The organism is Rheinheimera muenzenbergensis (assembly GCF_036984005.1).
In the GTDB taxonomy this organism is placed as follows: Bacteria; Pseudomonadota; Gammaproteobacteria; order Enterobacterales; family Alteromonadaceae; genus Alishewanella; species Alishewanella muenzenbergensis.
Map to the genome: position 1 here is coordinate 216,184 of NZ_JALAAR010000004.1, position 25,667 is coordinate 241,850.

Here is a 25,667-nt window from a genome sequence, read left to right on the forward strand (position 1 = left end):
GTATCAGCTGTTAGCTGGCAAATGGATGCCGTAATACAATGGTCTGTACCCGATCTGGTCCGGTAGACACTATATCAACCGGTACACCGGTCAATTGCTCTAACCGGCTGATGTAATTGCGCGCTGCTTGCGGCAATTGCTCCAGTTGCTGCACACCAAAAGTACTCTCTTGCCAACCTGGCATTTCTTCGTATACCGGCGTTACCAGATCAAAACCTTCTGCAGCCAATGGCGGCACGTCAGTAACATTGCCTGCGGCGTCTTGGTAACCAACACAGATATTGATACTGTCCAGGCCGTCCAATACATCCAGCTTGGTTAAACAAAAACCAGAAATACTGTTTAACTGTACGGCACGTTTAACCGCTACGGCATCAAACCAGCCACAACGACGCTTACGGCCGGTGGTGGCACCAAATTCATGGCCTTTAACACCTAAGTGTTCGCCAACAGCGCAGCCCAGTTCGGTTGGGAACGGGCCTGAACCAACACGGGTGGTATAGGCCTTAACAATACCCAGTACGTAATCAAGATAACGGGGACCAAAGCCAGCACCGGTAGCAACGCCACCAGCAGTAGTATTAGACGACGTTACATAAGGATAAGTACCGTGATCGATGTCCAGCAACGTGCCCTGCGCACCTTCAAACATGATTTCCTGGCCGGCCTTACGCGCGCGGTCCAGTAAATCAGTTACATCTACCACCAACGGCTTTAAAATTTCAGCAATAGCTAAGGCATTGTCCAGCGTGGTCTGGTAGTCCACTGCCGGCACTTTGTAGTATTGCGTCAAGGTAAAGTTATGTAACTCCATCACCGTTTTCAGCTTTTCAGCAAACAGCTCAGGGTTAAATAAATCGCCTACGCGTAAACCGCGCCGCGCTACTTTATCTTCATAAGCCGGGCCAATACCACGGCCGGTCGTACCGATAGGCTTATCGCCACGCGCTAATTCACGGGCTTTATCCAATTCAACATGGAAAGGCAGAATTAACGGACAAGCTTCTGACAGCAACAAACGCTCTTTCACCGGCACACCACGCTGCTCCAGCATGGTCATTTCCTTTAAGAACGCTTCAGGTGATAACACTACACCATTTCCAATCACACACTTTACGTTTGCACGTAAAATGCCAGATGGAATTAAATGTAATACGGTTTTTTCGCCGTCGATAACCAAAGTATGGCCTGCATTATGGCCGCCTTGATAGCGCACCACATAACTGGCTTTATCCGTTAATAAATCGACAATCTTACCTTTACCTTCGTCACCCCATTGGGTGCCGAGCACTACGACGTTTTTGGCCATGGTTCCCACATCATGGAAAAAATTAGGCGTGGATTCTACCAAATAGCCAGCCAAGTTTCAGCCGTCTGGATGAAAAAAAGCCGCATTTTTCGCTGCGGCTTAATCTATTCAATTCAATCAACAACTTAGGTTTTCAGTTAGTCAGACTACTTAAATCGTATTCAGCGCTGTTATGGTATAAGGCAAAACCAAAACGCAAGCGGTCGCCGCGATAGTCGGTTTCGATGCCAGCGCGTTTTAGCTGCGCCGCTAATTCAGCCACTTCAGCAGGCGTACCAAAACGGAACGTCAAAAAATGACCATGGCAGTCAAGATTATCATGCAGCAGGTTAGTCATATTAAGCCGCGCATGCTGAGTGCCAGCCAGCTGCTGCAAAAAGGCCTGCTGTAACTGTTGGACATACTGATGAATGCGGCCCACACTGATGCCCTGTTGTTTAAACAAACGCAACACCGCATTTAGCCGGTACAGTGCCGAAAAGTCCATGGTGGCGCCGGCAAAACGGTACCCATCCTCGCTGTACAGTACCGTGGCAGACTTTTCTGCTGCCAAAGTGCCAAACTCAGCAAACCAGCCGGTGTACAGTGGCCGGTGTTCGCTGCTAAGCGGCACCGCCATAAAACAACAACCTTCGCCACCGCCGGCATATTTATAGCTGCCTGCCAGATAAAAAATACGCTCTGCAATCACCGATAAGTCGGTTGGCAGTGCCATAAAGCCGTGATAGCCATCAATCGCTATCATGGCATCAGACACCTCAGCCAACTGGTGTACAAAGGCCGTCAAATCGGCGATGGCAAAACCGGAGTTAAAAAATACCTGACTGCAAAAAATCAACTGATGTTGTTGCGCCGCTGCCGCAGCAGCAAAACGTTGTTCAAAGCTGGCAAAGGGCTCTGTGGCAACAATATCAACCGACACATTGTCGTATTCGGCCAGCCGTTTTACCTGGCGGGAAAAACTATGAAATTCACTGTCGGTAGTCAGAATACGCAGCGGCTGGCGCAAATCAAAGCAACTGAGTAACCGCATTACCAATTCATGGGTGTTAGGGGCAAACACAATTTGGCCAGGGTGCGGCAACTGCAACACATCGGCGATTAACTGCTGAGTCTGCGGTACCTTTTCGGCAAATATATAGTGCCATTTGTCATCGACTAAACGGGCGCTGTCATCCCAATATTGCAACATAGCTTCGCGGCTAACATCAGGCCAGTAATGGTGCGAGTGGCAGGCAAAATGTTGCTTGCCCTGATTAGCGCTCAGAAACCGCTGATAAAACTGCTGATACATAATCCCCCCGGTTATTGGCTGCTACCGACAAAAAAGGCCCTGACGGGCCTTTTAACAGATGCAGCCTTTAGTTCTGCACTTTGTCTGTTTTCATATACTTAAAGAAGTCATTGTCCGGCTGTATCACCATAATATCGTCTTTATTTTTAAAGCTATTACGGTAAGCATCCAGGCTGCGGATAAACGAATAGAACTCAGCGTTCTTATTGTATACCTCAGCGTAGACTTTGGCCGCCTGCGCATCACCGTCACCCCGAACGGTACGCGAATTACGCTCAGCGTCCGCCAGCATAACGGTAACCCGGGCGTCGACATCGGCGCGGATAATTTCAGCCTCTTCCATCCCGCGTGAACGATGCTCACGGGCTACGGCATGACGCTCTGCTTCCATCCGGGCAAATATCGAGCTGCTCACTTCCTGCGGCAGGTTAATTTGCTTAACGCGCACGTCTACCACTTCGATACCCAGCTCTTTTGAAGCTTCACCGGCTTGCTGCAGTGCGCTTTGCATCAGCTGTGTACGTTCACCGGATACAATCTCAGGAATAGTGCGGGCACCAAACTCGGTGCGTAAACCGTTGTTGATATATTGCTTTAACAACACTTCCGCCTGAGCCGTATTACCGCCGGTCGCCAGGAAGTAGGCACCAAAATCTTTGATGCGCCACTTTACATAGCTATCTACCAGCAAGTCTTTTTTCTCAGCGGTAACAAAACGATCCTGAGCGTCATCCAGCGTTTGCACCCGGGCGTCAAGTTTGCGCACGGTTTCAATCATTGGCAGTTTAAAATGTAAGCCCGGCTCATACACCACTACATTTTGTTCAGCGTCACGCTGAATTTTACCAAACTGGATCACTATGCCGCGCTGGCCTTCAGGAATAACAAACAGCGCCGAGACAAAGATTAAGGCCACTACAATGAGGGTGATAATAGTAAAGTTTTTCATGGTTACCCCCTACCGCCACTGCGCACCGACGTATTACGACTGGTGTCTGTGCTGCGGCTCTGGCTGTTGTTGTCTGTACTGCTGCGTTGTGGCATCAGCGGAATACTGTTTGAGCTGCTGCTTGTAGCACCTGAACCCAACATTTTATCCAATGGTAAATACATAATGTTATTACCATTTTTAACGTCAACCAGGACTTTTGATGTATTGCTATATACCTGTTCCATCGTCTCCAGATACATACGGTCACGGGTCACTTTCGGCGCCGCGATATATTCTGGCAACAGTTTTTCAAAGCGGGCTACTTCACCCTGAGCTTTTAACACCGTTTGTTGCTTGTAAGCCTCGGCTTCTTGCATTACACGGTTAACCTGGCCACGGGCACGCGGTTCCAGTTCACGGGCATAAGCCTGGGCTTCCTGAATAAAACGCTCCTGATCTTCCTGCGCTTTAATGGCATCATCGAAGGCATCACGCACTTCTTCCGGCGGCCGTGCATCGCGGAAGTTCACGTCAACCAGTGCGATACCCATTTTGTAAGGCTCGATAATACTTTCCAGTTCCTGGCGGGTATTTTGCCGCACCACTTCACGACCACGGGTTAACACATCATCCATAATCGAATGACCAATAACATAACGCAGTGCTGCATCTGTCGCCTGGTGCAGGCTGTTATCTGCATCAACAACCGAGAATTTGTATTGGCGGGCGTTAAACACCCGGTACTGGATTTCAAAGGTTACCCGCACCAGATTCTGGTCCTGCGTCAACATAAAACCATCGCTACGCAAGGTACGCACACTGGTAACATCTACCGGTTCTACCGTATCAACAAAGGTAGGTTTCCAATGAATACCTGACCCCACTTCAGTATGATATTGGCCAAAACGCAATACTACGCCGCGTTCCGATTCTTTAATGGTATAAAAACCACTGATAGCCCACACCAGGGCAGCAACAACCAGTACCACCACCAGCGCAGCTGACGAGCCGCCACCATTGCCTGACGACTTACCGCCACCGAAAATACCACCAAACTTTTTACCCAGATTGCGGAACACTTCATCTAAATCTGGCGGGCCCTGATCACGGCCACCCTGCTTCCAGGGATCATTTTTTTTGCCGTTGTTGCCCGGCTCATTCCAAGCCATGCTCTACTCCGTTTATAGTTATAAAATAAGCGTTAATGTATCAGATAACAGGGGCACTGACGACACAGTTTTCCAGCACCCCGTTTGATTGCTTCAGGCAGCGTTGCCAGAAAGACTCACTTAACCTGAGCTTCAGCTGACAGTAGCCGTCAGCATCAAACTGTTCGCCAGCGATGCAATGCTGTTGATGAAAGCGAGCCCGCCACATTGCCTGTTGCGGTGGTAAATTCAGCTCAACATCGATATAGCGCTCACTGAGCAATTGGGTTATCGCCTGCTGCAATAGCGCAATACCTTCGCCGGTAAAGGCAGACAGATACACCGCCACCGGCAGGTTAAACTCATTGTATTCAATACGGGCGGCTTGCCCCAACAGATCGATTTTGTTGTATACCAGCAACTGTGGTATCGCATCGGCATCTATTTCCTGCAGTACTGCCGCCACCTGCTGCATATTGTCATCACGGCGGGCATCACTGATATCTACCACATGCAATTGCAAATCGGCATCACGGGTTTCCTGCAAGGTAGACTTAAAGGCAGCGACTAAATCATGCGGTAAATGGCGGATAAACCCGACTGTATCGGCCAGCACTATATCGCCAACGCCTTTGAGGGGGAGTTTACGCAGTGTAGGGTCCAGTGTTGCAAATAGCTGATCAGCAGCATAAACATCGGCACGGGTAATACGGTTAAACAACGTTGACTTACCGGCATTGGTATAACCGACTACCGACACTACCGGGACTTCAGCCCGCAGCCGGGCACGGCGTCCCTGATCACGCTGTTTCTCCAGTTTTGCCAGCCGGTTTTGCAAGGCTTTAACCCGCTCCCGCAACAAACGCCGGTCCGTTTCCAGTTGGGTTTCACCCGGTCCGCGCAGGCCAATACCACCTTTTTGCCGGTCGAGACTATCCCAACCGCGTACAAGGCGTGACGCCAGATGCTGCAGTTGTGCCAGCTCTACCTGCAACTTACCTTCGAAAGTACGGGCGCGCTGTGCAAAAATATCCAGAATTAAGGTAGTGCGATCTATCACCCGGGCCAGACATAAACGCTCAAGGTTACGCGTTTGTGCCGGGCTTAATGCATGGTTAAATATCACCAAAGTAGCACCGGTCTGTTCAACCAGATCGGCGATATCCTGAGCTTTACCCGAGCCGACAAAAAACTTTGCGTCCGGTGCGCTACGATTGGTAGTGACTTCCTGCACCGCATTAACGCCGGCAGAAGACACCAACAACCTTAGCTCACCTAAGTCTTCACTGTTGTGATGCTGTGAGAAGTTGACGTGGACAAGGATCGCTTGTTCAACAAATGCGCTAGTATCAGACAAGCGAATAACCCCTGTTGTTATTCCGAATCGTCTTCGTCACTCTGTCCATTGCTGTGGCTGACCATAGTGTTGACCGCCCGCGCCGGCACCACAGTAGAGATAGCATGCTTGTAGACCATCTGGCTTACTGTGTTTTTCAGCAGAATAACGAACTGATCGAAAGATTCAATTTGACCCTGCAATTTAATACCATTCACCAAATAAATTGATACCGGAATACGCTCCCGTCTCAAGGTGTTTAAAAATGGGTCTTGTAAAGATTGGCCCTTTGCCATTTGCCGATTTCCTTTTTTTATTAGTCCGACTTATATAAGTATTATTTTTTTTATTTCAAGTTGTTAAAACGTCTTTTTTATCCAGCGTATTTAGCTTAGCGAAGATAAAACGGCTTGCAAGTTTTCCTCGGCTGCGGCATCACTGCTTAACCACTGCAGATCCGGCCAACTGCGTAACCAGGTAAGCTGCCGTTTAGCAAGTTGCCGCGTAGCCGCTATACCGCGTTCTACCATCTGCTCGTAGCTACATTCATTGTCCAGATACTGCCACATCTGGCGATACCCCACACAGCGCATCGACGGTAAATCCAGGTGCAGGTCCGCACGCTGTCTAAGACAGCTCACTTCCTGCTCAAACCCCTGTTGCAGCATCAACATATAGCGCTGGGCAATACGCTGATGCAATACCGCACGCTCATCCGGCGCTATGGCAAATTGGTGTACCGGATAAGCAAAAGGTTCCCCTTTTTCAGCAGTTAATTCCGTCAGGCTGCGCCCGGTAATACGATACACTTCCAGGGCGCGGTTAATCCGCTGCGGATCGTTGGGATGAATACGCGCGGCTGACACGGCGTCAACGTCAGCCAGCTGTTGATGCAGTGCTGGCCAGCCTTTTACCGCAGCTTCCTGTTCCAGTTGCAATCGTACTGCCGGATCAGCCTCTGGTAAGGGCGAAATACCCTGCAGTAAAGCTTTAAAATACAGCATGGTACCACCAACCAGAATGGGAATGTTACCACGATGTTGAATTTCGGCAATCAATCTCAGCGCATCAGTGCGGAAATCTGCCGCAGAATAGCTCTGCGCCGGGTCGCGAATATCAATCAGATGATGCGGTGCCAACTGCAATTCAGCCGCCGTGGGCTTCGCCGTGCCAATATCCATACCGCGATAGATCAGTGCACTGTCAACACTGATAAGCTCAGCATTCATATGCTGATACAAAGCGCTGGCCAATGCGGTCTTACCCGAGGCCGTCGGCCCGAGCAGAAAAATAACGTCAGGCCGGCTCATTAGTGCACTCCTGTAATTGCCTGATCGCCGCATCCAGTTGCAGCGGCACATAACGCCAGTGTTCAGGTTGGCGCATGACGTCGGGCAGGCATTCTAGCAATGCATACGCGTCCAGCCCATTATCTTTAAGTAGCATAGACACTAAGCAATTTAGCGGCTCCATTGTTGGCTGCTGCTCTAACTGCGCCAGCCAAAGCGGTAGCCACTGGCTTAGCGTGGTTTGTCGCAGCCAGGCCGGTACAGCGCGCACTATGGCGGTTAAATCTGTCAGTAACAAATCAAACCCGGCCTGGCTGAGCGTGCCGGCATTATCGGTTAACAACTGCAATAATGCGGCAGAAATGCGGATACGCTGTGGTAATAACAACGACACTGCCGGCTGTGGGTTGGCTGGCAAAAAGTGGCTTAACGTTGCCAGCAAATCCAATACGATAATGTCGCCACTACCCTCCCTTTGTCGGGTTAACAGATAACGGTTGTCACTAATCAGCAAGGCCGCAGCTGGCCCGGCAGTATGGTGCTGTGCGCCGGGCAGCGCTACGGCGGCTGTGGCCTCTGTGGTCTGTTGCTTGTCTAAACTGCTGTGCCAGTATGACAGCTCTCTGCTGACAGCTGCAGCACCAGGATGCGCCGTCTGGCCAGCTCGATAACCACTGCCGCGGCCAGACACCGGTTGATAAGCGGCCGCAGTTTGCCGGACCGCCGGTTCTGCCACTGCCGCCGGCAATGGCGGTGCAGCACTTTGTAACTGACGTAATGCATCTGACAAAGCCGATACGACAAAATCATGCACCAGACGGGCCTGATGAAAGCGCACTTCGTGTTTTGCCGGGTGTACGTTTACATCAACCTGATGCGGGTCCAGTTCCAGATACAACACAAAGGCCGGTTGTTGCTCAGCAGTTAAACTATCGCCATACGCCTGTCGGATAGCATGATTGAGCAGCTTATCCCGCATCATCCGGCCATTAACATAGCTGTACTGACATTGTAACGACGCCGAGCAGGCGGCAGGGTGTACCAGCCAGCCCCAAATCTTCACCTCACCGTACTGATTTTCAATAAAAGCAGCCTGCTCAGCGAAGGCCCGGCCACATAATGCTGCTACCCTTTTATGCCGCTGCTCATCCGTTGTCGCCGCTTTAAGCCGGCGTACGGTCTGGCCGTTATGGTTTAATTGCCAGCTTACATCATACCGGCTTAGCGCCAGCCGCTTTATCAGTTCGTCAATGTGACCAAATTCGGTTTTGTCAGTACGCAAAAACTTGCGCCGCGCCGGGGTATTAAAAAATAAATCCAACACTTCAATACTGGTACCGACCGGATGAGCCGCCGGCTTGACCGTGACCTGCATATCACGGCCTTCGGCATTTGCCTGCCAGGCTGCATCCTGTTCTGCTGTGCGCGACGTTAGTGTGAGCCGTGATACCGAGCTGATACTGGCCAGTGCCTCACCACGAAACCCCAGGCTGGTAATAGCCTCCAAATCGGTCAGATTAGTAATTTTACTGGTCGCATGCCGGCTTAGCGCCAGCACTAATTCCTGCTCGGCGATGCCGCTACCATTGTCGCGCACCCGGATTAACTTACTGCCGCCCTTATCAATATCAATATCAATCTGGTCAGCGCCGGCATCCAGGCTATTTTCAACCAGCTCTTTAACCACTGAGGCCGGACGTTCGACAACTTCGCCAGCCGCTATCTGATTGGCCAGTTGCGGTGGCAGTATACGGATAGTCATAATCAGGGGAGCCGCAGCGTCTGACCAACACGGATACTGTCAGATGACAGCTGGTTCAGATTACGCAGATCATCAATTGACACATTATAACGCTGCGCCAGCAAAGATAATGATTCGCCGGCACTAACCCGGTGTTCACGGGCGCGCTGCTGGGCAAATAAGGAGTCGGCAGGTGGGGATTGTTCAAAATGCCGCTTTAACGCAGTAAATAATGATTGCGCCAGCCGGGTTTGGTGTGCCGCAGCTTTCAGTTGTTTCTCTTCGTCCGGATTAGAGATAAAACCGACTTCGACTAAAATCGACGGAATATCCGGTGCCTTCAACACACCTAAACTGGCCGCCTGTGGCTCTTTTTTATGTAAATGCGCCACTTTACCAAGCTCGTTCAGTACTTCGTTTGCTACCTGATAGGCAGTAACCATCGAATGATTCATGGATAAATCCAGCACAGTTTGCGCCAGATAGCGCTCGTTGGCTGAGTCTTTGATAATTTCTGCCACACCACCTAGCAGCTCAGAGTGGCGCTCGGTCTGCTCCAGCATCCGGCCAACTTCCGTAGTAGCACGGCGCAGCGACAACACCCATACTGAGGCGCCACGCGGTTGCGGCGTTGTAAAAGCATCAGCATGGATGGATACCAGCAAGTCAGCCTGTTGGCCGCGGGCTATTTCAGTACGCCGGTTTACGTGCAGATAGTAGTCTTTAGTACGTACCATCATTGCTTTCATACCCGGTTGGCGATCGATCATTTGTGCCAGTTGGCGGGCAATTGGCAGGGTAATGTTTTTTTCATAAAATCCGCTGGGGCCAATAGATCCCGGATCTTCACCACCATGACCGGCATCAATAGCGATAACGATATCGCGCGCCGTACGAATGGTCGGTGTTATTGCCGGGGTACTGTGTTGTGGCTGACTATCTGGCAAATCAACCACTAAACGGTGGCCATATGGCGGAGTTGGTGGCAAGGCGAAGACTGTCGCTTTACTGGCTTTGTCCAGGTCCAACACTATGCGCATGCTATTGTTATCACTACTGCTACGTATAGCCTTAATTAAGCCGGTGTCGCCAGAAACCGCCGGCAGGTTGCTGCCACTTTTAATGTTACGCAGGTCTATAACCAGCCGATCGGGTTTGTCTAACGCAAAGTATTTATGTTCAGGTGCTGCCGTTAGATCAAAAACTACCCGGGTATTGTCCGGCGACGGCCAAACCCTGACACTTTGCACTTCATTGCTGGCCTGAGCGGCAATACACAGCCCACTCAGGATAAACAATAAACAGCCTTTGAGTTTGTAATAATTATTTTTCATCGTCTGTTATGGCTTTAATTATAGTGGCGCCGGCGGCCGTATTGGCGCAAATACTGAGCTGCCGTTGCTGCTGATCAAAAGTTAAGTGTATGTCGAGATCGGCAACAGGTAAATAATCCATTCCCTGTTCCGGCCATTCAATCAAACAGAGGCTGTCGGGCCGGAAATAATCACGAATGCCCATAAACTCCAGTTCTTCCGCATCGCGCAAGCGATACAAATCAAAGTGGTACACCGTTAAGCCATCTAGCTGATAGGGTTCTACCAGGGTGTAGGTAGGACTTTTAACCTTGCCCTGATGCCCCAGCGCGTGCAGCAACCCGCGGCTGAAGGTCGTTTTACCCGCGCCGAGCTCACCGCGTAGAAATAGAATCTGGCCGCCAGCAACCACGCGGCCAATCTTGCCGGCAAAGGCCAGCGTTGCTTCTTCATCGGGTAAGCTAAAGTGCTCAGTAGCCACGGTTACAACTCTCATCTGACTAAATACCCCGCTATGTTAACAAATTAGCCACGCTCTGAGCCAGCAAAAACAGCCGCTTATCCCGGTTCATTTGCACCACAGAGCCAATGCCGCGGCTAGGCGTACCGGGCAGCCTTATGCTAAATTAGCCTGTCTCTAAAAACGTACGGTTAACATGAGTATTGACTATCAGGCGCTGGCGCTACAAATAAAGCAATGGGCACTTGAACTCGGCTTTGCCCAACTGGGTATTACCGGCGTCAGCCTGCCAGATGCCGAACTGCAATTGCAAAAATGGCTCGAAGCCGGCTATCACGGCGAAATGGACTATATGGCCAGCCACGGCATGCTGCGCGCACGCCCGGCAGAACTGGTACCCGGCACTCTGCGTGTACTAAGTGTCCGGATGAATTACCTGCCTGAAGGCGCTGGCTTTGCCACTAACCTGGCGGACCCGACTCAGGCCTACATCAGTCGCTACGCACTGGGGCGCGACTATCATAAGCTGATCCGTAACCGGCTAAAGCAGTTGGGCGAGCGTATTAACCAGCACGTCAGCGATCTCGGCTACCGCCCCTTTACCGATTCGGCACCGATATTAGAGCGGCCCTTAGCACAACAAGCTGGCCTGGGTTGGGTAGGCAAACACAGTTTATTACTTAACCATGAAGCCGGCTCCTGGTTCTTTTTGGGTGAATTGCTGGTTAATTTACCTCTGCCCGTTGATAGCCCGCATCAGGGTGATTGCGGCAACTGTGTGGCCTGTATAACCAGTTGCCCTACCGGCGCTATAGTCGAACCTTATGTGGTTGATGCCAGACGCTGCATTTCTTATCTGACCATAGAACTTAAAGGTGCGATACCAGAACAATTTCGTGCACTTATTGGCAACCGTATCTATGGCTGTGATGACTGCCAGCTGGTATGTCCGGAAAACCGCGGTGCGCCTTTGTCGATCGAAGGCGATTTTCAACGGCGCAAACAGTGGCAAAGCCAAAGTTTACTTAGCTTATTTGCCTGGCAGCAGCATGAGTTTTTAAGCCATACCGAAGGCAGTGCCATTCGCCGGATTGGCTTTGAGCGTTGGCAGCGCAATATTGCGGTCGCCCTGGGGAACGCGCCCTATCAGCCGGAAATCGTAGCGGCGTTAAACGCAAAGCGCGAGCACGCCAGTGACCTGCTGGCAGAGCATATAGACTGGGCATTACAGCAGCAAAAACGCAAAAGCTGGCAGGCAGAATCCTTATTGCCACGCAGTACCGAGCGACTAGTACGGATTATTCAGAAGGGTTTACCGCGCGATGCTTAACGCTATCTGCACTGTTACGCTGCGCTAACCTGGCTTGCGCAAGCTGCAAAATCTGCGTCCGTCGCAGTAAATCCGCGCTGTGCCATTCAATTATCTCTTCAACACTACGGCCGCAGCCAAGACAAATATCCTGCTGATCCAGACAACAATTTCGTACACAGGGAGAATCTGCCATCTGTTACGCCGTTTAGGTTTTGTTACAGTGACTATATCGCAGACAACAAAAAACCGCACTGGTTTCCCAAGTGCGGTTTCTGTCGAATTTGGAGCGAGTAACGAGGTTCGAACTCGTGACCTCGACCTTGGCAAGGTCGCGCTCTACCAGCTGAGCTATACTCGCATCATCTAACGTTGTTACGTCGTGATGGCGCGCATTTTACAAAATCAGTTGGCCGTTGCAAGTGTTTTTTTACGGTAATCTGAAAAAATGCGTGCGATAGGTTACTAATTCAGCAATTGACTCACGAATATCGTCTAATGCTAAATGACTGCCGGCTTTTTGTACTTGTTTCAGCACCTGCGGATGCCAGCGCCGCGCCAACTCTTTTACCGTGCTGACGTCTAAATTACGGTAATGGAAAAACGCTTCCAGCTCCGGAGCATATTCCGCCAGAAAACGCCGGTCCTGGCCTATGCTGTTGCCACACATCGGCGATTTACCCTTAGGTACGTACTGGCTTAAAAAGGCGATAGTCTGTTGCTCAGCATCGGCCAAAGACGTCGTGCTGGCTTTGCAACGGGCAGTTAAACCACTTTTACCGTGTTGCTCGACGCACCAGGCACTCATATTGTCCAGCACTTCGTCTGGTTGCTTAATGGCAAATACCGGCCCTTCGGCCAAAATATTTAACTGACTGTCAGTGACAATAGTAGCCATTTCCAGAATAACATCGGTTTTAGGTTCCAGCCCGGTCATTTCCAAATCAAGCCAGATTAAATGGGTGTCATTTATACTCATTAAAAGCCCTTACGTAGTGTGCTGCTTTGTTCATTTACAGAATACGGGTATCATACACGCCCTAAGCTTAGCAGTAATAGCATCCTTTACCTCAGAGCGATAACAATAGCAGTGACAAAGAAAAAACATCTTACCCAGCGCCAGCAACAACGTATTGCCGATAACGCCGGGAAAAGACTGCGCAACGCAAAAAACAAAGGTGTCGACAACGTCGATGACGCCAGCTTTGCCGCGGTTGAGCCGGGACTGGTGTTGAGCCGTTTTGGCCAACATGCTGATGTTGAAGATAGCCAGGGCAGCGTAATACGTTGCAATATGCGCCGCTCAGTGGCATCCCTGGTTACCGGTGATCGGGTAATCTGGCGTCGCTCTTTACAGCCAACCGGCGGTGTAGATGGTGTAATTGATGCGGTAGAAGAGCGGCGGTCGGTGCTGTTACGGCCAGACTTTTACGACGGCTTAAAACCGGTTGCCGCCAATATCGATTTAATGATTATCGTCTCTGCAGTGTTACCTGCGTTATCGCTGAATATTATTGACCGTTACCTGGTGGCGGCAGAGATGACCGGCATTAAGCCATTGCTGGTGATTAACAAAGTAGATTTGCTCAGCACCGCCGAGTTAGCTGCGGTACAGCAGCAACTGGCACTGTATCAGCAGCTGGGCTACGACTTCTTAGCCGTTAGCGCTAAAAATGGCATGGGCATGCAGCAACTGCTGGATTACTTACACAGTGGTACCAGTATCTTTGTTGGTCAGTCCGGTGTCGGCAAATCTTCGTTAATGAATAACCTGATGCCAGGACTCGAAGCCTTGACGCAGGAAGTCTCCAGCAATTCTGGCCTTGGCCAGCACACAACAACGGTATCGCGTTTGTATCACCTACCCGACGGCGGCGATTTAATTGACTCGCCAGGTATCCGCGAGTTTGCGTTGTGGCATTTGACTGCGGAAGAAGTCACCCGTGGCTTTACTGAATTTACGCCCTGGCTTGGCCGTTGCAAATTCCGCGATTGTAAGCACATAAGTGATCCGGGCTGCGCTATTATGCATGCAGTAGAGAGCGGTGCCGTAAGCCAGGAACGCTACGACAGTTATCTGAAAATCCTAGCCAGTATGGCACAGGATAAGCCAAACCATTTTTAACCTTTACTACGATTAACTTTTTACTGAGAACAACATGGATAATTTAAAAATTACCCTGCAATACCTGATGCCGAAGCATTTTATTTCCCGCCTGGTGGGCAAGTTGGCCGCCGCTAAATTAGGCTGGTTTACCCATTTTTTAATTAACCGCTTTATTAAAGCTTACGGCATTAATATGAGTGAAGCACAATTTGAGCGGGCAGAGGATTACGCCAGTTTTAATGAGTTTTTTACCCGGCCGCTAAAAGACGGCATCCGGCCACTGGCAACCGACGGCCATGTCGTTGCTCATCCGGTAGACGGTTGCATCAGCCAATTAGGTCCGATAGTACAAGGCCAGTTAGTACAGGCGAAGAACCACAGCTATTCGCTGCAAGCCTTACTAGGCGGTGATATAGCCACCGCAGAGCCTTTTATCGGCGGCGACTTTGCCACTATTTATCTGGCGCCCAAAGATTATCACCGCATTCATATGCCGGTTAGCGGCACCCTGCGTCAGATGATTTACGTGCCAGGTGATTTATTTTCGGTTAACCCGTTAACAGCAGAAAATGTGCCGGATTTGTTTGCCCGTAACGAGCGCGTAGTTACTATTTTTGATACCGAACTGGGCCCGATGGCGTTGGTTCTGGTGGGTGCGACGATCGTCGCCAGCATCGAAACCGTTTGGGCTGGAACTGTTACGCCGCCAGCCGGCAAAAATGTATTCCGCTGGACTTACCCGGCACATGGCAAAAACGCCATTACACTGGAAAAAGGCGCTGAGATGGGCCGCTTTAAGTTAGGCTCAACCGTAGTATTGGCTTTTGCTGCCGATAAGCTATCTTTTCTGGATGACCAGCAACCTGGCACAGTAACCCGCATGGGTGCGCCTTTTGCTGAAATTAATAACTAACGCTATCCTTCAACTACGGCGCTTCGACAACGTGAATGCGCCGTATGTTTTTTCTGCGACACGCCGTGAACCCCTCCCAGGGGGCTCGATTATAAACTTCATCCATGAAGTTTATCCCACGGACCAGCGCGGCTGTTCAAATTCGCTCCAGGCGAATTTGTCAGCACCCTGGCCTGCAACGGTCGCCGAAAAAAATACTCTGCATTCACTTCATCTGTTTAACATCCAGCCTTAAAACGGAGTAAACATGCAAATCATTGCTCATCGTGGTGCCAGTGGCGACTATCCGGAAAATACCCTGTTGGCTATTGAGCAGGCCATAGCTCAAGGTGCTGATGCCGTTGAAATCGACGTGTTTTCGGTAGATGGCGAGCTGATCGTTATTCATGACCATCACTTAGCGCGCACTACCAACGGCAGCGGCAGCCTTTATCAGCACAATCTGGCGCAATTACAACAGCTCGACGCAGGTTTAGGCCAGCGCATTCCAACCTTGTGGCAAGTACTGCAACTGTTGGCTCCCACCACACTGTGGCTTAACATCGAACTGAAAGGCGACAATACCGTCGCGCCGTTATTGCCCTTACTTGAACGCGCCAAGCGCGAACTGCAGTTTGACCTGAGCCGTCTGCTGATCTCCTCGTTTAATCATCATCTGCTAGCAGCGCTAAAGCTACAATTGCCAGCATTAAAACTGGGCGCCCTGACCGCCAGCATGCCGGTTGACTACGCCGCGTTCGCGCAGCAACTGCAGGCCTACTCAGTAAACTGCGATGTCAGCTTTATCAACCAGGCCTTTGTCGATGACGCCAAAGCCAGAGGTTTAAAAGTGTATGTGTATACGGTAGATCAGGCGGATGATATTGCCCGCATGGCACAATATGGCGTTGATGGCATTTTCAGCAACTATCCGGCCCGCAGCCAACAGCGGCTAAACAGTCAGCCTTAAATGCAAAAATCCCGCCGTGGCGGGATTTTTTGTATCAGGTGCAATTTAGTGGTCGTCTTCGCAGGTATTGCAGCTATTGCATAACCGCATATTCATTACGTGCGCCAGCACCACTAACGAGGCGCCAACAATCAACACGGCATGCTCGTATTCGTGGCCCCACACATCGCGTTGCCAGTAAATAAACACACCTAAAAATAATGAGTAAAACGGATACAGTTTGCGATGATAACGGTGAAATCCAATAAACAATGCCACAAAGCCCAGTACGATAGTTACCAGCAACATCACACGCTCAAACGCATGATTATGGCCCACGCTAAGGCCTAACAGCGGCAGCACCGGTAAAATAATAGGCAGCATAATGCAGTGAATAGCGCACAACGACGTTACTGTAATGCCGACTTTATCAAATACGTTTCTTACGATGGCTAACACGTTACATACTCTGAAAACCGAATTGCGAGAAACGAGATAATATAACAAAACATTTGCCAAAGGAATGGGCAGTGACAAAAATAAAGCTGGTGCCGCACTTTATGAAGCAGCTGAAGCCACGCCAGCTTTGTGGCATAATAGCGCCACTTTTTTCCGCGCAGGCGTGTTATGGATACCTTACTTACTCAACTTGATGACAATTTAAAAGAGCTGTACCGCAAAGCCTTAGACGCCGATGCCTTGCTCGATAACCTGCAACAGCAAGGCCATGCTAAACATCAACGTATTTTTGCTGACAACAGTTTATTTCAGGCCAGCAGCAACCGGTTTATGCCATACCTGGCTGAAACCGCAGAGCAAATCGCAGCAATGCGGCAAAGTCAGCAGTTTAATACTGCAACCTTGCAGCGGGTTGTTAAGCAGCTAAAACAACTACATCAAACGCTGGCCACTTTCCGTGCTGTTATAACAAAATAAAATAAGACGAATTAATCGTTCAAAAAATAATCTAACGCTGACAACTGACTCCACTAATCTAAAACTATGCGGAGGATGACATGTCAGCAATAAGCAGTAACGTCAGCAACGTTAACCAGGTTACCACAGATATTGGCCGCCAACTTAGCCGCAGCGCTGAGCTGGCTCAGGCTGCCAATAGCAATACACTGCCGACAGCAACCACCACAGCAACAACAGCAACTGAAACACAAAGTGAACGTGATTTTATTCGGGTAAGCAGTAGTATCGGCAGGGCAGCTACTGCCGGCCAATTAAGCCGGCAGGAAGCAGTAGATATTTACCGGCAAATTGCCAGCTTGCTGTAAAACGCCATTAAGGTGTCGGCCCGCTCACCTTAGGTAACGATTGCGCATACTGTTCAACTTTCGGCTCTAACTCTTGTTTGAACCAGCTTTGCAGCATTTTTTGCTCATAGCGGAATTCATCGCTGTTATTAACCAAACCCAGCGATTGCATAAAGCCCATATCACGCAGTTTTTCTTCACCACTGGTAACTTCTTCACCATATTTATCGCGCAGCACATAGCTAAATTTAATTGCCGGCGAGTGTATGTCTTTAATAATACGCAGTGCCTGGCCACTGCCGCTGGCAAAATAGTCGATATCTCCAGCCAGGTCGATATCGGTTACTGTTACCTGCCACTGATAACCTTCAGGCAATTTTGCCGCCAAATCCTGAAAAATGCCGTCGAATTTACGCAACACCCGCTCACGATAAGCCTTACGGCTATCATTGGCAGGGCGAATATCGGTAAATTTTTCCGGCTGCTGCCATTCTACTTTTACCTCGCCGGCCTGCACTGTAGCCGCAGCGAACACCGTCAAACCACACAACAGTAATATCTTACGCATTGCCAGTCTCCTCATCTGTTACAACCATAACTGCCTCTACGGTTAGAAGCAGTCAGCAACAATAAGTTTAATTAACATAGCTCACTATACCGCTAATGCCTGAGCTTCAGCTGAATTGTTTTGTATAAAAATGTAGCCAGCCCGTATCTATCGCCTTAAAAAACAAAAACCCCGGCATTTAGCCGGGGTTTATCAGTAAGTAAGCACTTACAGCAGCAATTACATCATGCCGCCCATGCCACCCATACCGCCCATATCAGGCATTGCCGGGGCATCGTTCTTCGGTAACTCAGTAACCATTGCTTCGGTAGTGATCATCAGTGAGCCAACAGAAGCAGCGAATTGCAGCGCAGAACGGGTCACTTTAGTTGGGTCCAGAATACCCATTTCCAGCATATCGCCGTACTCACCTGTCGCCGCATTATAACCGTAGTTACCGTTGCCAGCTTTGACGTTGTTTACTACGACTGATGGCTCTTCACCGGCGTTATCAACGATTTGACGCAGTGGTGATTCCATCGCGCGCAGCGCAATTTTAATACCATGGTTTTGATCTTCGTTAACACCACGCAGTTCGGCCAGCTTAGCGGCAACACGTACCAGTGCCACACCACCGCCAGGTACCACGCCTTCTTCAACTGCAGCACGGGTTGCATGCAACGCATCTTCAACGCGGGCTTTTTTCTCTTTCATCTCAATTTCAGTAGAAGCACCAACTTTGATAACCGCCACACCGCCAGCCAGTTTGGCCAGACGCTCTTGCAGTTTCTCTTTGTCGTAGTCTGAAGTCGCTTCTTCAATCTGCTGACGAATTTGTTTTACGCGACCATCGATACCCGCTTGTTCGCCGGCACCATCGATGATAGTCGTGTTATCTTTAGTGATCACCACACGCTTAGCAGTACCTAACTCTTCTAAACCGGCTTTCTCCAGCTCCATGCCGATTTCTTCAGAAATCACAATGCCGCCAGTTAAAGTAGCGATATCTTGCAGCATAGCTTTGCGACGGTCGCCGAAGCCCGGCGCTTTAACCGCAGAGATTTTCACGATGCCGCGCATATTGTTTACTACTAACGTAGCTAACGCTTCGCCTTCTACATCTTCAGCGATGATCAGTAACGGCTTACCAGATTTCGCTACGCCTTCCAGTACTGGTAACAGCTCACGGATGTTGGTGATTTTTTTGTCCACAGTCAGAATGTACGGGTTTTCCAGTTCAACCTGGCCGGCTTCCTGATTGTTGATGAAATACGGTGATAAGTAACCACGGTCGAACTGCATACCTTCAACCACGTCCAGCTCGTTAGCTAAACCCTGGCCTTCTTCAACGGTAATTACGCCTTCTTTGCCTACTTTGTCCATTGCACTGGCAATGATTTGGCCAATTTCGTCATCAGAGTTAGCCGAAATAGTACCAACCTGGGCAATAGCTTTGCTATCGGCACAAGGTTGTGACAGTAATTTAAGCTCGGCAACAGCGGCGATAACCGCTTTGTCGATACCGCGCTTTAAATCCATAGGGTTCATGCCGGCTGCTACCGCTTTAACACCTTCGTTGATGATGTTTTGCGCTAAAACTGTCGCCGTTGTTGTACCGTCACCGGCTTCGTCATTGGCTTTAGAGGCAACCTCTTTCACCATTTGCGCGCCCATGTTTTCGAACTTGTCTTCCAGCTCAATTTCTTTCGCTACCGATACACCGTCTTTGGTGATCAATGGTGCGCCAAACGACTTGTCCAGAATAACGTTACGGCCTTTCGGGCCTAAGGTTACGCGCACAGCGTTTGCTAAAATATTAACGCCTTTAAGCATCTTATTACGGGCTTCATCGCCAAAACGTACGTCTTTTGCTGCCATTTTGATTATCCTTTAAATTTCTAAATGATTAATTGGAATGTCGAATTGATGCTGAGGATTAACCCACAACTGCCATCAGGTCAGCTTCAGACAGGATCAGAACTTCCTGACCGTCGATTTTTTCTTTCTTAACGCCGTAACCTTCGTTGAAGATCACCACGTCACCCACTTTGACATCCAGTGGTTTAACAGTACCATTTTCTAAAATACGACCATTGCCTACAGCAAGGATTTCACCACGAGTAGATTTTTCTGCCGATGCGCCAGTTAACACGATGCCACCTGCTGATTTGCTTTCAGCTTCTAAACGTTTAACGATGACACGATCATGTAATGGACGAATATTCATGCTCTATCTCCTAAAGCTATTTTGTGTTTTAACATGGGTGTTAAATTGTCTGGTCGGTATATGGGGCAAGGCGGAAAAAAATCCAAGGGGCAATCTGAAATTTTCTTAGTTTACTGCCAGCTCAAAGGCGTTATTTTTTACGCCGGGTGAAAGATAGCGCGCCCGACACTGGTCTGTGGCAAAGAGCAGCTGGTCGCAACTGACGAGCCAGAGCCTGGCTATCGTCGTATAGCTATGTCGTGCTAGTGTATGCCATAACAACGCCGCGGCGTTTTTCAGGAAGTATAAGCTGATGTTTAAAGTGTTTTTATTACCGTTTTTACTCTGTGTTTCGTTGTTTGCACCATCATTGCAGGCCCAGCAGAGCTCCGTACTGGATAGTCTATTAAAGCCCAACGATCAGTTTTTGCCGGTCGAACAAGCCTTTGTATTTGATTTTGTCCAACGCGACAACGAACTGGTTGTAAGCTGGACCATCGCCGATGGCTACTATTTATATAAAGATAAAATAAAGCTCGGTGGCATAGCCGTGAGCTTTTCTCACCCCAGTTACCCGGCCAGTATGACGATAGAAGATGAATTTTTCGGTGTAACAGACGTCTACTTTCATCAGCTGACCTTGCGCATTCCACTGACCGATGTCAGTGACGATGCCATCTTTAAACTGCAGTATATGGGCTGTGCCGAAGCCGGCCTCTGCTACCCACCGGTGACTAAAGAGTTGCCTTTATCTGCCTTAAAAGCAGTAAATATTTCAGACAGCAATAGCCAAAGCAGCACTCCGGTATCAAGCCAAAATACGCTGGCCGCCAAACTGAGTGATGGTGCCAGTTTAGCCACTCTGGCCGGTTTTTTTCTATTGGGCTTAGGCCTGGCCTTTACCCCCTGCGTTTTTCCGATGTATCCAATTTTAACCAGCATTATTGTTGGCCAGGGTAAGCAGTTATCGAATAAACGTGCTTTTACGCTGTCGTTTTCTTATGTGCAGGGTATGGCCATTACCTATTCGCTATTGGGCCTGATCATCGCCAGTCTGGGGGTAAAATTTCAGGGTTATATGCAGCACCCGGCAGTGTTAATTGTTGCCAGCATCATTTTCGTGTTGTTGGCGCTGGCAATGTTTGGTGTGTTTAACTTAAGCCTGCCGTCAAGCTGGCAGGAAAAAATCAGCAATGTAAGCAATAAGCAACAAGGTGGCTCACACAAGGGTGCCTTTACTATGGGCGCATTGTCCGGGCTGATTGCTTCCCCCTGCACTACAGCTCCGTTATCGGCGGCGCTATTGTATGTCGCACAAAGTGGCGATTTACTGCTTGGTGCCATCACCCTGTACATTTTAAGCCTGGGTATGGGCTTGCCTCTGTTATTACTGGGCAGTTCGGGGGGTAAATTACTGCCCAAAGCCGGCAACTGGATGAATGCGGTAAAAACCAGTTTTGGCTTTTTACTGCTAGCCGTGCCACTGATTTTACTTGAACGCATACTGCCGTTTAGCTATGTGCTGGCCGCCGGCTCGCTGTTAATGCTGTGCTTTGTGGTGTATTTGTACCGCACCATGTTTAGCTTGCACAGCACCGCGGCCAAAGCTGTGGTGTTAGTTGCCGGCCAGTTATTGCTGCTGGCTGTTTTGCTGGTTAATTTCCGTTTCTGGTGGCCAGCAACTGATGCTTCTGTCGCCATTGCCGAGGCAACCGGGCAACAAACTGGCTTTGAGCTGGTAAACAGTCTTGAAGAGCTGCAACAAAAAATTGCCGCCAGTGATCAGCGCTATACCCTGGTTGATCTCTATGCCGACTGGTGTATCGCCTGTAAAGAATTTGAGCACCTCACCTTTCCTAAAGCAGAAGTGCAGGCGCAGATGCAGAAAATGCAGCTGATTAAAGTGGATGTCACTAAAATGACGCGTAAAGATCAGGCGCTGCTGGATAACTATCAGGTATTAGGCCTGCCTACCTTATTGTTTTTCAGCCCACAGGGCGAAGAGCTCAGCAGTGCCCGCGTTACCGGTTTTATGAACGCCACCGACTTTGCCGCCCATCTGCAACAGCTGCAACGCTAACGCTAAGGCGGCGCTTTCGTCGGGCGCCGCCTGCAACCACCTGCCCTCTGGCTGATAAGACCAGTATTTTGCTGCCATTTGTCACGATTTCACTATAATAAGGCGCTATCGTTAAGCCAATGGCACTGCCAATGACTGATTTTAGTCAAACAGATGCAATTACCGCTTAGCTTTGGCAAGATAGTGCCGGATCACAACAATTAGCGGGAATAACGCACAAATGGCGGCAACTTATCGAATTTTGGTCTTAAATGGCCCCAACCTGAATATGCTGGGTGTACGTGAGCCAGCAGTCTATGGTGCGGCCACGCTGGAAAATATAATTACCGACCTGACGGAACAGGCAGCGGCGCAGGGTGTCGAATTAACGCACTTACAATCGAATGCCGAGCACGAATTGGTTACGGCCATTCAGCAAAGCCTGGGCCAGCAGGATTATATTCTGATTAATCCCGCTGCTTTTACCCATACCAGCGTAGCCATTCGGGATGCGCTGTTAGCGGTTGCCATACCTTTTATTGAAGTGCATTTATCTAATGTGCATGCGCGCGAAAGTTTTCGCCGCCACTCGTATTTATCTGATATCGCCAAAGGGGTGATCTGTGGTCTGGGGGCCAAAGGTTACCACTATGCTCTTGATGCGGCGGTAGCAGCGTTACAAACAACCAAACAGTAATAACTAAATCAGGCTAAAAAGACATGGATATTAGAAAGATTAAAAAATTGATCGAGCTGTTAGAAGAGTCAGGCATTTCTGAGCTTGAGATCACCGAAGGCGAAGAGTCAGTGCGCATCAGCCGCAATGGCCCGGCGCAACACTATGCACCAATGCAGCATTATGCAGCCGCACCACAGCAGTATGCCCAGGCACCAGCGCCGGCACCAGCCGCACCATCGGCCGCACCTGCGGTTGACGCACCTAAGGCCATCAGTGGTCATGTGGTTAAATCACCTATGGTAGGCTCTTTCTATCGTGCCGCCTCACCTACCGCCAAAGCCTTCGTAGAAGTAGGACAGAGCGTAAAAGTAGGCGATACGCTGTGTATCGTTGAAGCAATGAAGATGATGAACCAGATCCAGTCTGACAAGGCCGGTGTGGTAAAAGAAATTCTGGCAGAGAACGGCGACGCGATCGAATTTGACCAGCCTCTGTTCGTGATTGAATAACGCAAAAGGCAGACTGATGCTAGAAAAAGTACTGATTGCCAACCGTGGCGAAATTGCACTGCGCATACTGCGTGCCTGCAAAGAGCTGGGTATTAAAACGGTGGCGGTGCACTCCACCGTAGACCGCAACTTAAAACATGTGCTGCTGGCTGACGAAACCATTTGTATTGGTCCGGCGCCATCACCACAAAGCTACTTAAATATACCGGCATTAATTGCCGCGGCTGAAGTTACCAACGCCCAGGCTATCCACCCAGGCTATGGCTTCTTAGCCGAACGCGCTGACTTTGCCCAGCAGGTAGAAGAAAGCGGCCTGGTATTTATCGGCCCGCACCCGGACTCTATCCGTTTAATGGGTGACAAGGTATCAGCGATTGAAGCGATGAAAAAAGCCGGCGTACCTTGTGTACCAGGCTCTGACGGCGCTGTCGGCGATGATGCTGACACCAACAAAGCCATTGCCAAACGTATCGGTTACCCAATCATCGTCAAAGCTGCTGGCGGCGGCGGTGGTCGCGGTATGCGTGTGGTGCGCAGCGAAGAAGAACTGGTTAGCTCGGTTGAGATGACCAAGGCTGAAGCTAAAGCGGCTTTTGGTAATGACATGGTGTACATGGAGAAATTCCTGGAAAACCCACGTCATATCGAAATTCAGGTATTGGCCGACGGCCAGGGCAATGCGATTCACTTAGGTGAACGCGACTGCTCGATGCAGCGTCGCCATCAAAAAGTGGTAGAAGAAGCACCTGCGCCGGGTATTACACCAGAGCTACGCGCCTTTATCGGCGGCCGCTGTGTGGATGCCTGTAAGGTGATGAACTACCGTGGTGCCGGTACTTTTGAGTTTTTATTTGAAAACGGTGAATTCTTCTTTATTGAAATGAACACCCGTATTCAGGTAGAGCACCCGGTAACCGAAATGATCAGCGGCGTTGACCTGATTAAAGAGCAGTTGCGTATTGCCTCGGGCATGCCACTGACCATTAAGCAGGAAGATATTGTCATTCGCGGCCATGCCGTAGAATGCCGTATCAATGCGGAAGATCCAAAAACCTTTATGCCTTCACCGGGCAAGATCACCCGCTTCCACCCGCCAGGTGGTAACGGTATCCGCTGGGATTCGCATATCTATGCCGATTACAGCGTACCGCCAAACTACGATTCAATGGTAGGTAAGCTGATCACTTATGGTGAAAGTCGTGATATCGCCATTGCCCGCATGCGTAACGCGCTGGACGAATTATTGGTTGAAGGCATTAAAACCAACATTCCATTGCACAAAGACATCATGCGTGACGAAGGTTTCTGTAAAGGTGGTACCAATATCCACTATCTGGAACACAAGTTGGGTATTAAGTAAGCCAGCATACTGTAGATTAAAGGCCGCTTTTGCGGCCTTTTTGCTATAATGCGGCAAAATTTTTCGAGCGAGACTGTTTATGCCCTGGATCCAACTGCGTGTTAGCACCACTGAAGAAAAAGCCGAACAAGTCAGCGATATGCTGATGGGCTGGGGCGCCCAGGCAGTCAGCTTTATTGACGCACAGGATACGCCGATATACGAACCGATGCCAGGCGAAGTGATCTACTGGACTAACACTGTAGTAGTAGGCCTGTTTGATGCAGAGCACCCGATGGATAAAGTGCTTAAGCAACTTGAGCAAGTGTCGTTTTTTAAAGGCCAGCCAGATTACAAACTGGAGCAGCTGGAAGATAAAGACTGGGAACGCGAATGGATGGATAACTTTCATCCGATTAAATTTGGTCAGCGGCTATGGGTGTGCCCAAGCTGGCGCGAGATCCCAGATCCGACAGCAGTAAACGTGATGCTGGACCCGGGCCTGGCCTTTGGTACCGGCACCCATCCCACCACGGCCTTATGCATGCAGTGGTTGGACGCGGTTATTCAACCAGAGCAAACCGTGGTCGATTTCGGTTGCGGCTCAGGTATTCTGGGTATTGCAGCGCTGAAACTGGGCGCAAAACGCGTTATCGGTGTTGATATAGACCCACAGGCGATAGAAGCCAGCCTGGCAAATGCCAAACGTAATAATGTCGAAGGCCAGATAGAGTTGTATTTGCCCAAAGATCAGCCGGCTGACTTTAAAGCCGACGTCGTGGTAGCCAATATTCTGGCCGGCCCACTGGCAGAATTGAAACACGTAATTAGCGCCTATGTAAAATCCGGCGGCAAGCTGGCGTTGTCTGGCATTTTGGCCAGTCAGGCACAAAGCGTAATAGATGCTTACAGCGATGAATTCAGCTTTGAGCCAATAGCTGTGCAGGATGAGTGGGTGCGACTGAGCGCGAATAAACAGCGCTAACAG

General features: G+C 49.8%; 27 protein-coding genes and 1 tRNA gene. 11 read left to right on the forward strand and 17 right to left on the reverse strand.

The window, feature by feature from the left end; translation table 11 throughout:
- Positions 1 to 10 precede the first annotated feature (10 nt).
- The 10 genes from MN202_RS06585 to tsaE all read right to left on the reverse strand — a co-directional run bounded on the left by MN202_RS06585 (position 11) and on the right by tsaE (position 10,857).
- Positions 11 to 1,309 (reverse strand): adenylosuccinate synthase, encoded by a 1,299-nt coding sequence (locus MN202_RS06585; protein ID WP_335735301.1) that lies wholly within the window; start codon positions 1,307 to 1,309, stop codon positions 11 to 13.
- A 133-nt stretch (positions 1,310 to 1,442) separates the two neighbouring features.
- Entirely contained in the window at positions 1,443 to 2,603 is a 1,161-nt protein-coding gene (locus MN202_RS06590) for an aminotransferase class V-fold PLP-dependent enzyme (RefSeq protein WP_335735302.1), read from the reverse strand.
- A gap of 67 nt (positions 2,604 to 2,670) precedes the next feature.
- Positions 2,671 to 3,552 (reverse strand): protease modulator HflC, encoded by an 882-nt coding sequence (hflC, locus tag MN202_RS06595; protein ID WP_335735303.1) that lies wholly within the window; start codon positions 3,550 to 3,552, stop codon positions 2,671 to 2,673.
- 2 nt (positions 3,553 to 3,554) lie between these two features.
- Positions 3,555 to 4,703 carry an FtsH protease activity modulator HflK gene (gene hflK, locus MN202_RS06600; protein WP_335735304.1) on the reverse strand — a complete coding sequence of 383 codons (1,149 nt, stop codon included), beginning with the start codon at positions 4,701 to 4,703 and terminating at the stop codon, positions 3,555 to 3,557.
- A 40-nt stretch (positions 4,704 to 4,743) separates the two neighbouring features.
- Positions 4,744 to 6,039, reverse strand: coding sequence for a ribosome rescue GTPase HflX (gene hflX, locus MN202_RS06605; RefSeq protein WP_335735305.1), 1,296 nt, complete (start codon positions 6,037 to 6,039; stop codon positions 4,744 to 4,746).
- A gap of 17 nt (positions 6,040 to 6,056) precedes the next feature.
- Positions 6,057 to 6,314 (reverse strand): RNA chaperone Hfq, encoded by a 258-nt coding sequence (gene hfq / locus MN202_RS06610; protein WP_335735306.1) that lies wholly within the window; start codon positions 6,312 to 6,314, stop codon positions 6,057 to 6,059.
- Between the two features lie 90 nt (positions 6,315 to 6,404).
- Positions 6,405 to 7,328 carry a tRNA (adenosine(37)-N6)-dimethylallyltransferase MiaA gene (gene miaA, locus MN202_RS06615; protein ID WP_335735307.1) on the reverse strand — a complete coding sequence of 308 codons (924 nt, stop codon included), beginning with the start codon at positions 7,326 to 7,328 and terminating at the stop codon, positions 6,405 to 6,407.
- Positions 7,315 to 9,069, reverse strand: a complete 1,755-nt coding sequence (gene mutL, locus MN202_RS06620; RefSeq protein ID WP_335735308.1) for a DNA mismatch repair endonuclease MutL — start codon at positions 9,067 to 9,069, stop codon at positions 7,315 to 7,317. The genes miaA and mutL overlap by 14 nt, the downstream gene beginning before the upstream one ends.
- Positions 9,070 to 9,071: 2 nt before the next feature.
- Complete coding sequence (locus MN202_RS06625; protein WP_335735309.1) at positions 9,072 to 10,382, reverse strand: N-acetylmuramoyl-L-alanine amidase; 1,311 nt, start codon at positions 10,380 to 10,382, stop codon at positions 9,072 to 9,074.
- On the reverse strand, positions 10,372 to 10,857 hold the full coding sequence (gene tsaE, locus MN202_RS06630) for a tRNA (adenosine(37)-N6)-threonylcarbamoyltransferase complex ATPase subunit type 1 TsaE (RefSeq protein WP_335735310.1): 486 nt from the start codon (positions 10,855 to 10,857) through the stop codon (positions 10,372 to 10,374). The genes MN202_RS06625 and tsaE overlap by 11 nt, the downstream gene beginning before the upstream one ends.
- A 160-nt stretch (positions 10,858 to 11,017) precedes the next feature.
- On the opposite strand from tsaE, the gene queG reads away from it, so the two are divergent.
- Positions 11,018 to 12,151 carry a tRNA epoxyqueuosine(34) reductase QueG gene (gene queG / locus MN202_RS06635; RefSeq protein WP_335735311.1) on the forward strand — a complete coding sequence of 378 codons (1,134 nt, stop codon included), beginning with the start codon at positions 11,018 to 11,020 and terminating at the stop codon, positions 12,149 to 12,151.
- Here queG and MN202_RS06640 read toward each other — a convergent pair.
- From MN202_RS06640 to orn, 3 genes are all read right to left on the reverse strand, one after another.
- Complete coding sequence (locus tag MN202_RS06640; protein ID WP_335735312.1) at positions 12,120 to 12,326, reverse strand: DUF1289 domain-containing protein; 207 nt, start codon at positions 12,324 to 12,326, stop codon at positions 12,120 to 12,122. The genes queG and MN202_RS06640 overlap by 32 nt on opposite strands.
- 89 nt (positions 12,327 to 12,415) lie before the next feature.
- Positions 12,416 to 12,491, reverse strand: a tRNA-Gly gene (locus MN202_RS06645).
- A 69-nt stretch (positions 12,492 to 12,560) separates the two neighbouring features.
- On the reverse strand, positions 12,561 to 13,109 hold the full coding sequence (gene orn / locus MN202_RS06650; protein ID WP_335735313.1) for an oligoribonuclease: 549 nt from the start codon (positions 13,107 to 13,109) through the stop codon (positions 12,561 to 12,563).
- A gap of 111 nt (positions 13,110 to 13,220) precedes the next feature.
- Between orn and rsgA the strand changes: the two genes are divergently transcribed.
- The 3 genes from rsgA to MN202_RS06665 all read left to right on the forward strand — a co-directional run bounded on the left by rsgA (position 13,221) and on the right by MN202_RS06665 (position 16,099).
- Complete coding sequence (gene rsgA / locus MN202_RS06655) at positions 13,221 to 14,255, forward strand: small ribosomal subunit biogenesis GTPase RsgA (RefSeq protein WP_335735314.1); 1,035 nt, start codon at positions 13,221 to 13,223, stop codon at positions 14,253 to 14,255.
- 34 nt (positions 14,256 to 14,289) lie between these two features.
- Complete coding sequence (gene asd, locus MN202_RS06660) at positions 14,290 to 15,150, forward strand: archaetidylserine decarboxylase (RefSeq protein WP_335735315.1); 861 nt, start codon at positions 14,290 to 14,292, stop codon at positions 15,148 to 15,150.
- 247 nt (positions 15,151 to 15,397) lie between these two features.
- Complete coding sequence (locus MN202_RS06665; RefSeq protein WP_335735316.1) at positions 15,398 to 16,099, forward strand: glycerophosphodiester phosphodiesterase; 702 nt, start codon at positions 15,398 to 15,400, stop codon at positions 16,097 to 16,099.
- Between the two features lie 45 nt (positions 16,100 to 16,144).
- Here MN202_RS06665 and MN202_RS06670 read toward each other — a convergent pair whose 3' ends face one another.
- Positions 16,145 to 16,537, reverse strand: coding sequence for a MerC domain-containing protein (locus tag MN202_RS06670; RefSeq protein WP_335735317.1), 393 nt, complete (start codon positions 16,535 to 16,537; stop codon positions 16,145 to 16,147).
- Positions 16,538 to 16,705: 168 nt separating this feature from the next.
- Between MN202_RS06670 and priC the strand changes: the two genes are divergently transcribed.
- Together priC and MN202_RS06680 are read left to right on the forward strand one after the other, a co-directional pair.
- On the forward strand, positions 16,706 to 17,014 hold the full coding sequence (gene priC, locus MN202_RS06675; protein ID WP_335735318.1) for a primosomal replication protein PriC: 309 nt from the start codon (positions 16,706 to 16,708) through the stop codon (positions 17,012 to 17,014).
- Between the two features lie 80 nt (positions 17,015 to 17,094).
- Positions 17,095 to 17,361, forward strand: coding sequence for a hypothetical protein (locus MN202_RS06680; protein ID WP_335735319.1), 267 nt, complete (start codon positions 17,095 to 17,097; stop codon positions 17,359 to 17,361).
- Between the two features lie 7 nt (positions 17,362 to 17,368).
- On the opposite strand, the gene MN202_RS06685 is transcribed toward MN202_RS06680, so the two are convergent.
- The 3 genes from MN202_RS06685 to MN202_RS06695 form a co-directional block, all read right to left on the reverse strand.
- Positions 17,369 to 17,908, reverse strand: a complete 540-nt coding sequence (locus tag MN202_RS06685; RefSeq protein ID WP_335735320.1) for a DUF3016 domain-containing protein — start codon at positions 17,906 to 17,908, stop codon at positions 17,369 to 17,371.
- A gap of 219 nt (positions 17,909 to 18,127) precedes the next feature.
- Positions 18,128 to 19,765, reverse strand: coding sequence for a chaperonin GroEL (gene groL / locus MN202_RS06690; RefSeq protein ID WP_335735321.1), 1,638 nt, complete (start codon positions 19,763 to 19,765; stop codon positions 18,128 to 18,130).
- 58 nt (positions 19,766 to 19,823) lie between these two features.
- A complete protein-coding gene (locus MN202_RS06695) occupies positions 19,824 to 20,114 on the reverse strand; it encodes a co-chaperone GroES (protein WP_335735322.1) in 291 nt (96 codons plus the stop codon).
- A gap of 292 nt (positions 20,115 to 20,406) precedes the next feature.
- Here MN202_RS06695 and MN202_RS06700 point away from each other — a divergent pair, with 292 nt between their 5' ends.
- From MN202_RS06700 to prmA, 5 genes are all read left to right on the forward strand, one after another.
- Positions 20,407 to 22,173, forward strand: a complete 1,767-nt coding sequence (locus MN202_RS06700) for a protein-disulfide reductase DsbD (protein ID WP_335735323.1) — start codon at positions 20,407 to 20,409, stop codon at positions 22,171 to 22,173.
- A gap of 220 nt (positions 22,174 to 22,393) precedes the next feature.
- On the forward strand, positions 22,394 to 22,849 hold the full coding sequence (aroQ, locus tag MN202_RS06705; RefSeq protein ID WP_335735324.1) for a type II 3-dehydroquinate dehydratase: 456 nt from the start codon (positions 22,394 to 22,396) through the stop codon (positions 22,847 to 22,849).
- Positions 22,850 to 22,872: 23 nt separating this feature from the next.
- The gene (gene accB, locus MN202_RS06710; protein WP_335735325.1) at positions 22,873 to 23,340 is read left to right on the forward strand and encodes an acetyl-CoA carboxylase biotin carboxyl carrier protein; all 468 of its coding nucleotides are present in this window, start codon (positions 22,873 to 22,875) and stop codon (positions 23,338 to 23,340) included.
- 16 nt (positions 23,341 to 23,356) lie between these two features.
- A complete protein-coding gene (gene accC, locus MN202_RS06715; protein WP_335735326.1) occupies positions 23,357 to 24,700 on the forward strand; it encodes an acetyl-CoA carboxylase biotin carboxylase subunit in 1,344 nt (447 codons plus the stop codon).
- A gap of 79 nt (positions 24,701 to 24,779) precedes the next feature.
- Positions 24,780 to 25,664 (forward strand): 50S ribosomal protein L11 methyltransferase, encoded by an 885-nt coding sequence (gene prmA, locus MN202_RS06720; RefSeq protein WP_335735327.1) that lies wholly within the window; start codon positions 24,780 to 24,782, stop codon positions 25,662 to 25,664.
- Positions 25,665 to 25,667: the final 3 nt, after the last annotated feature.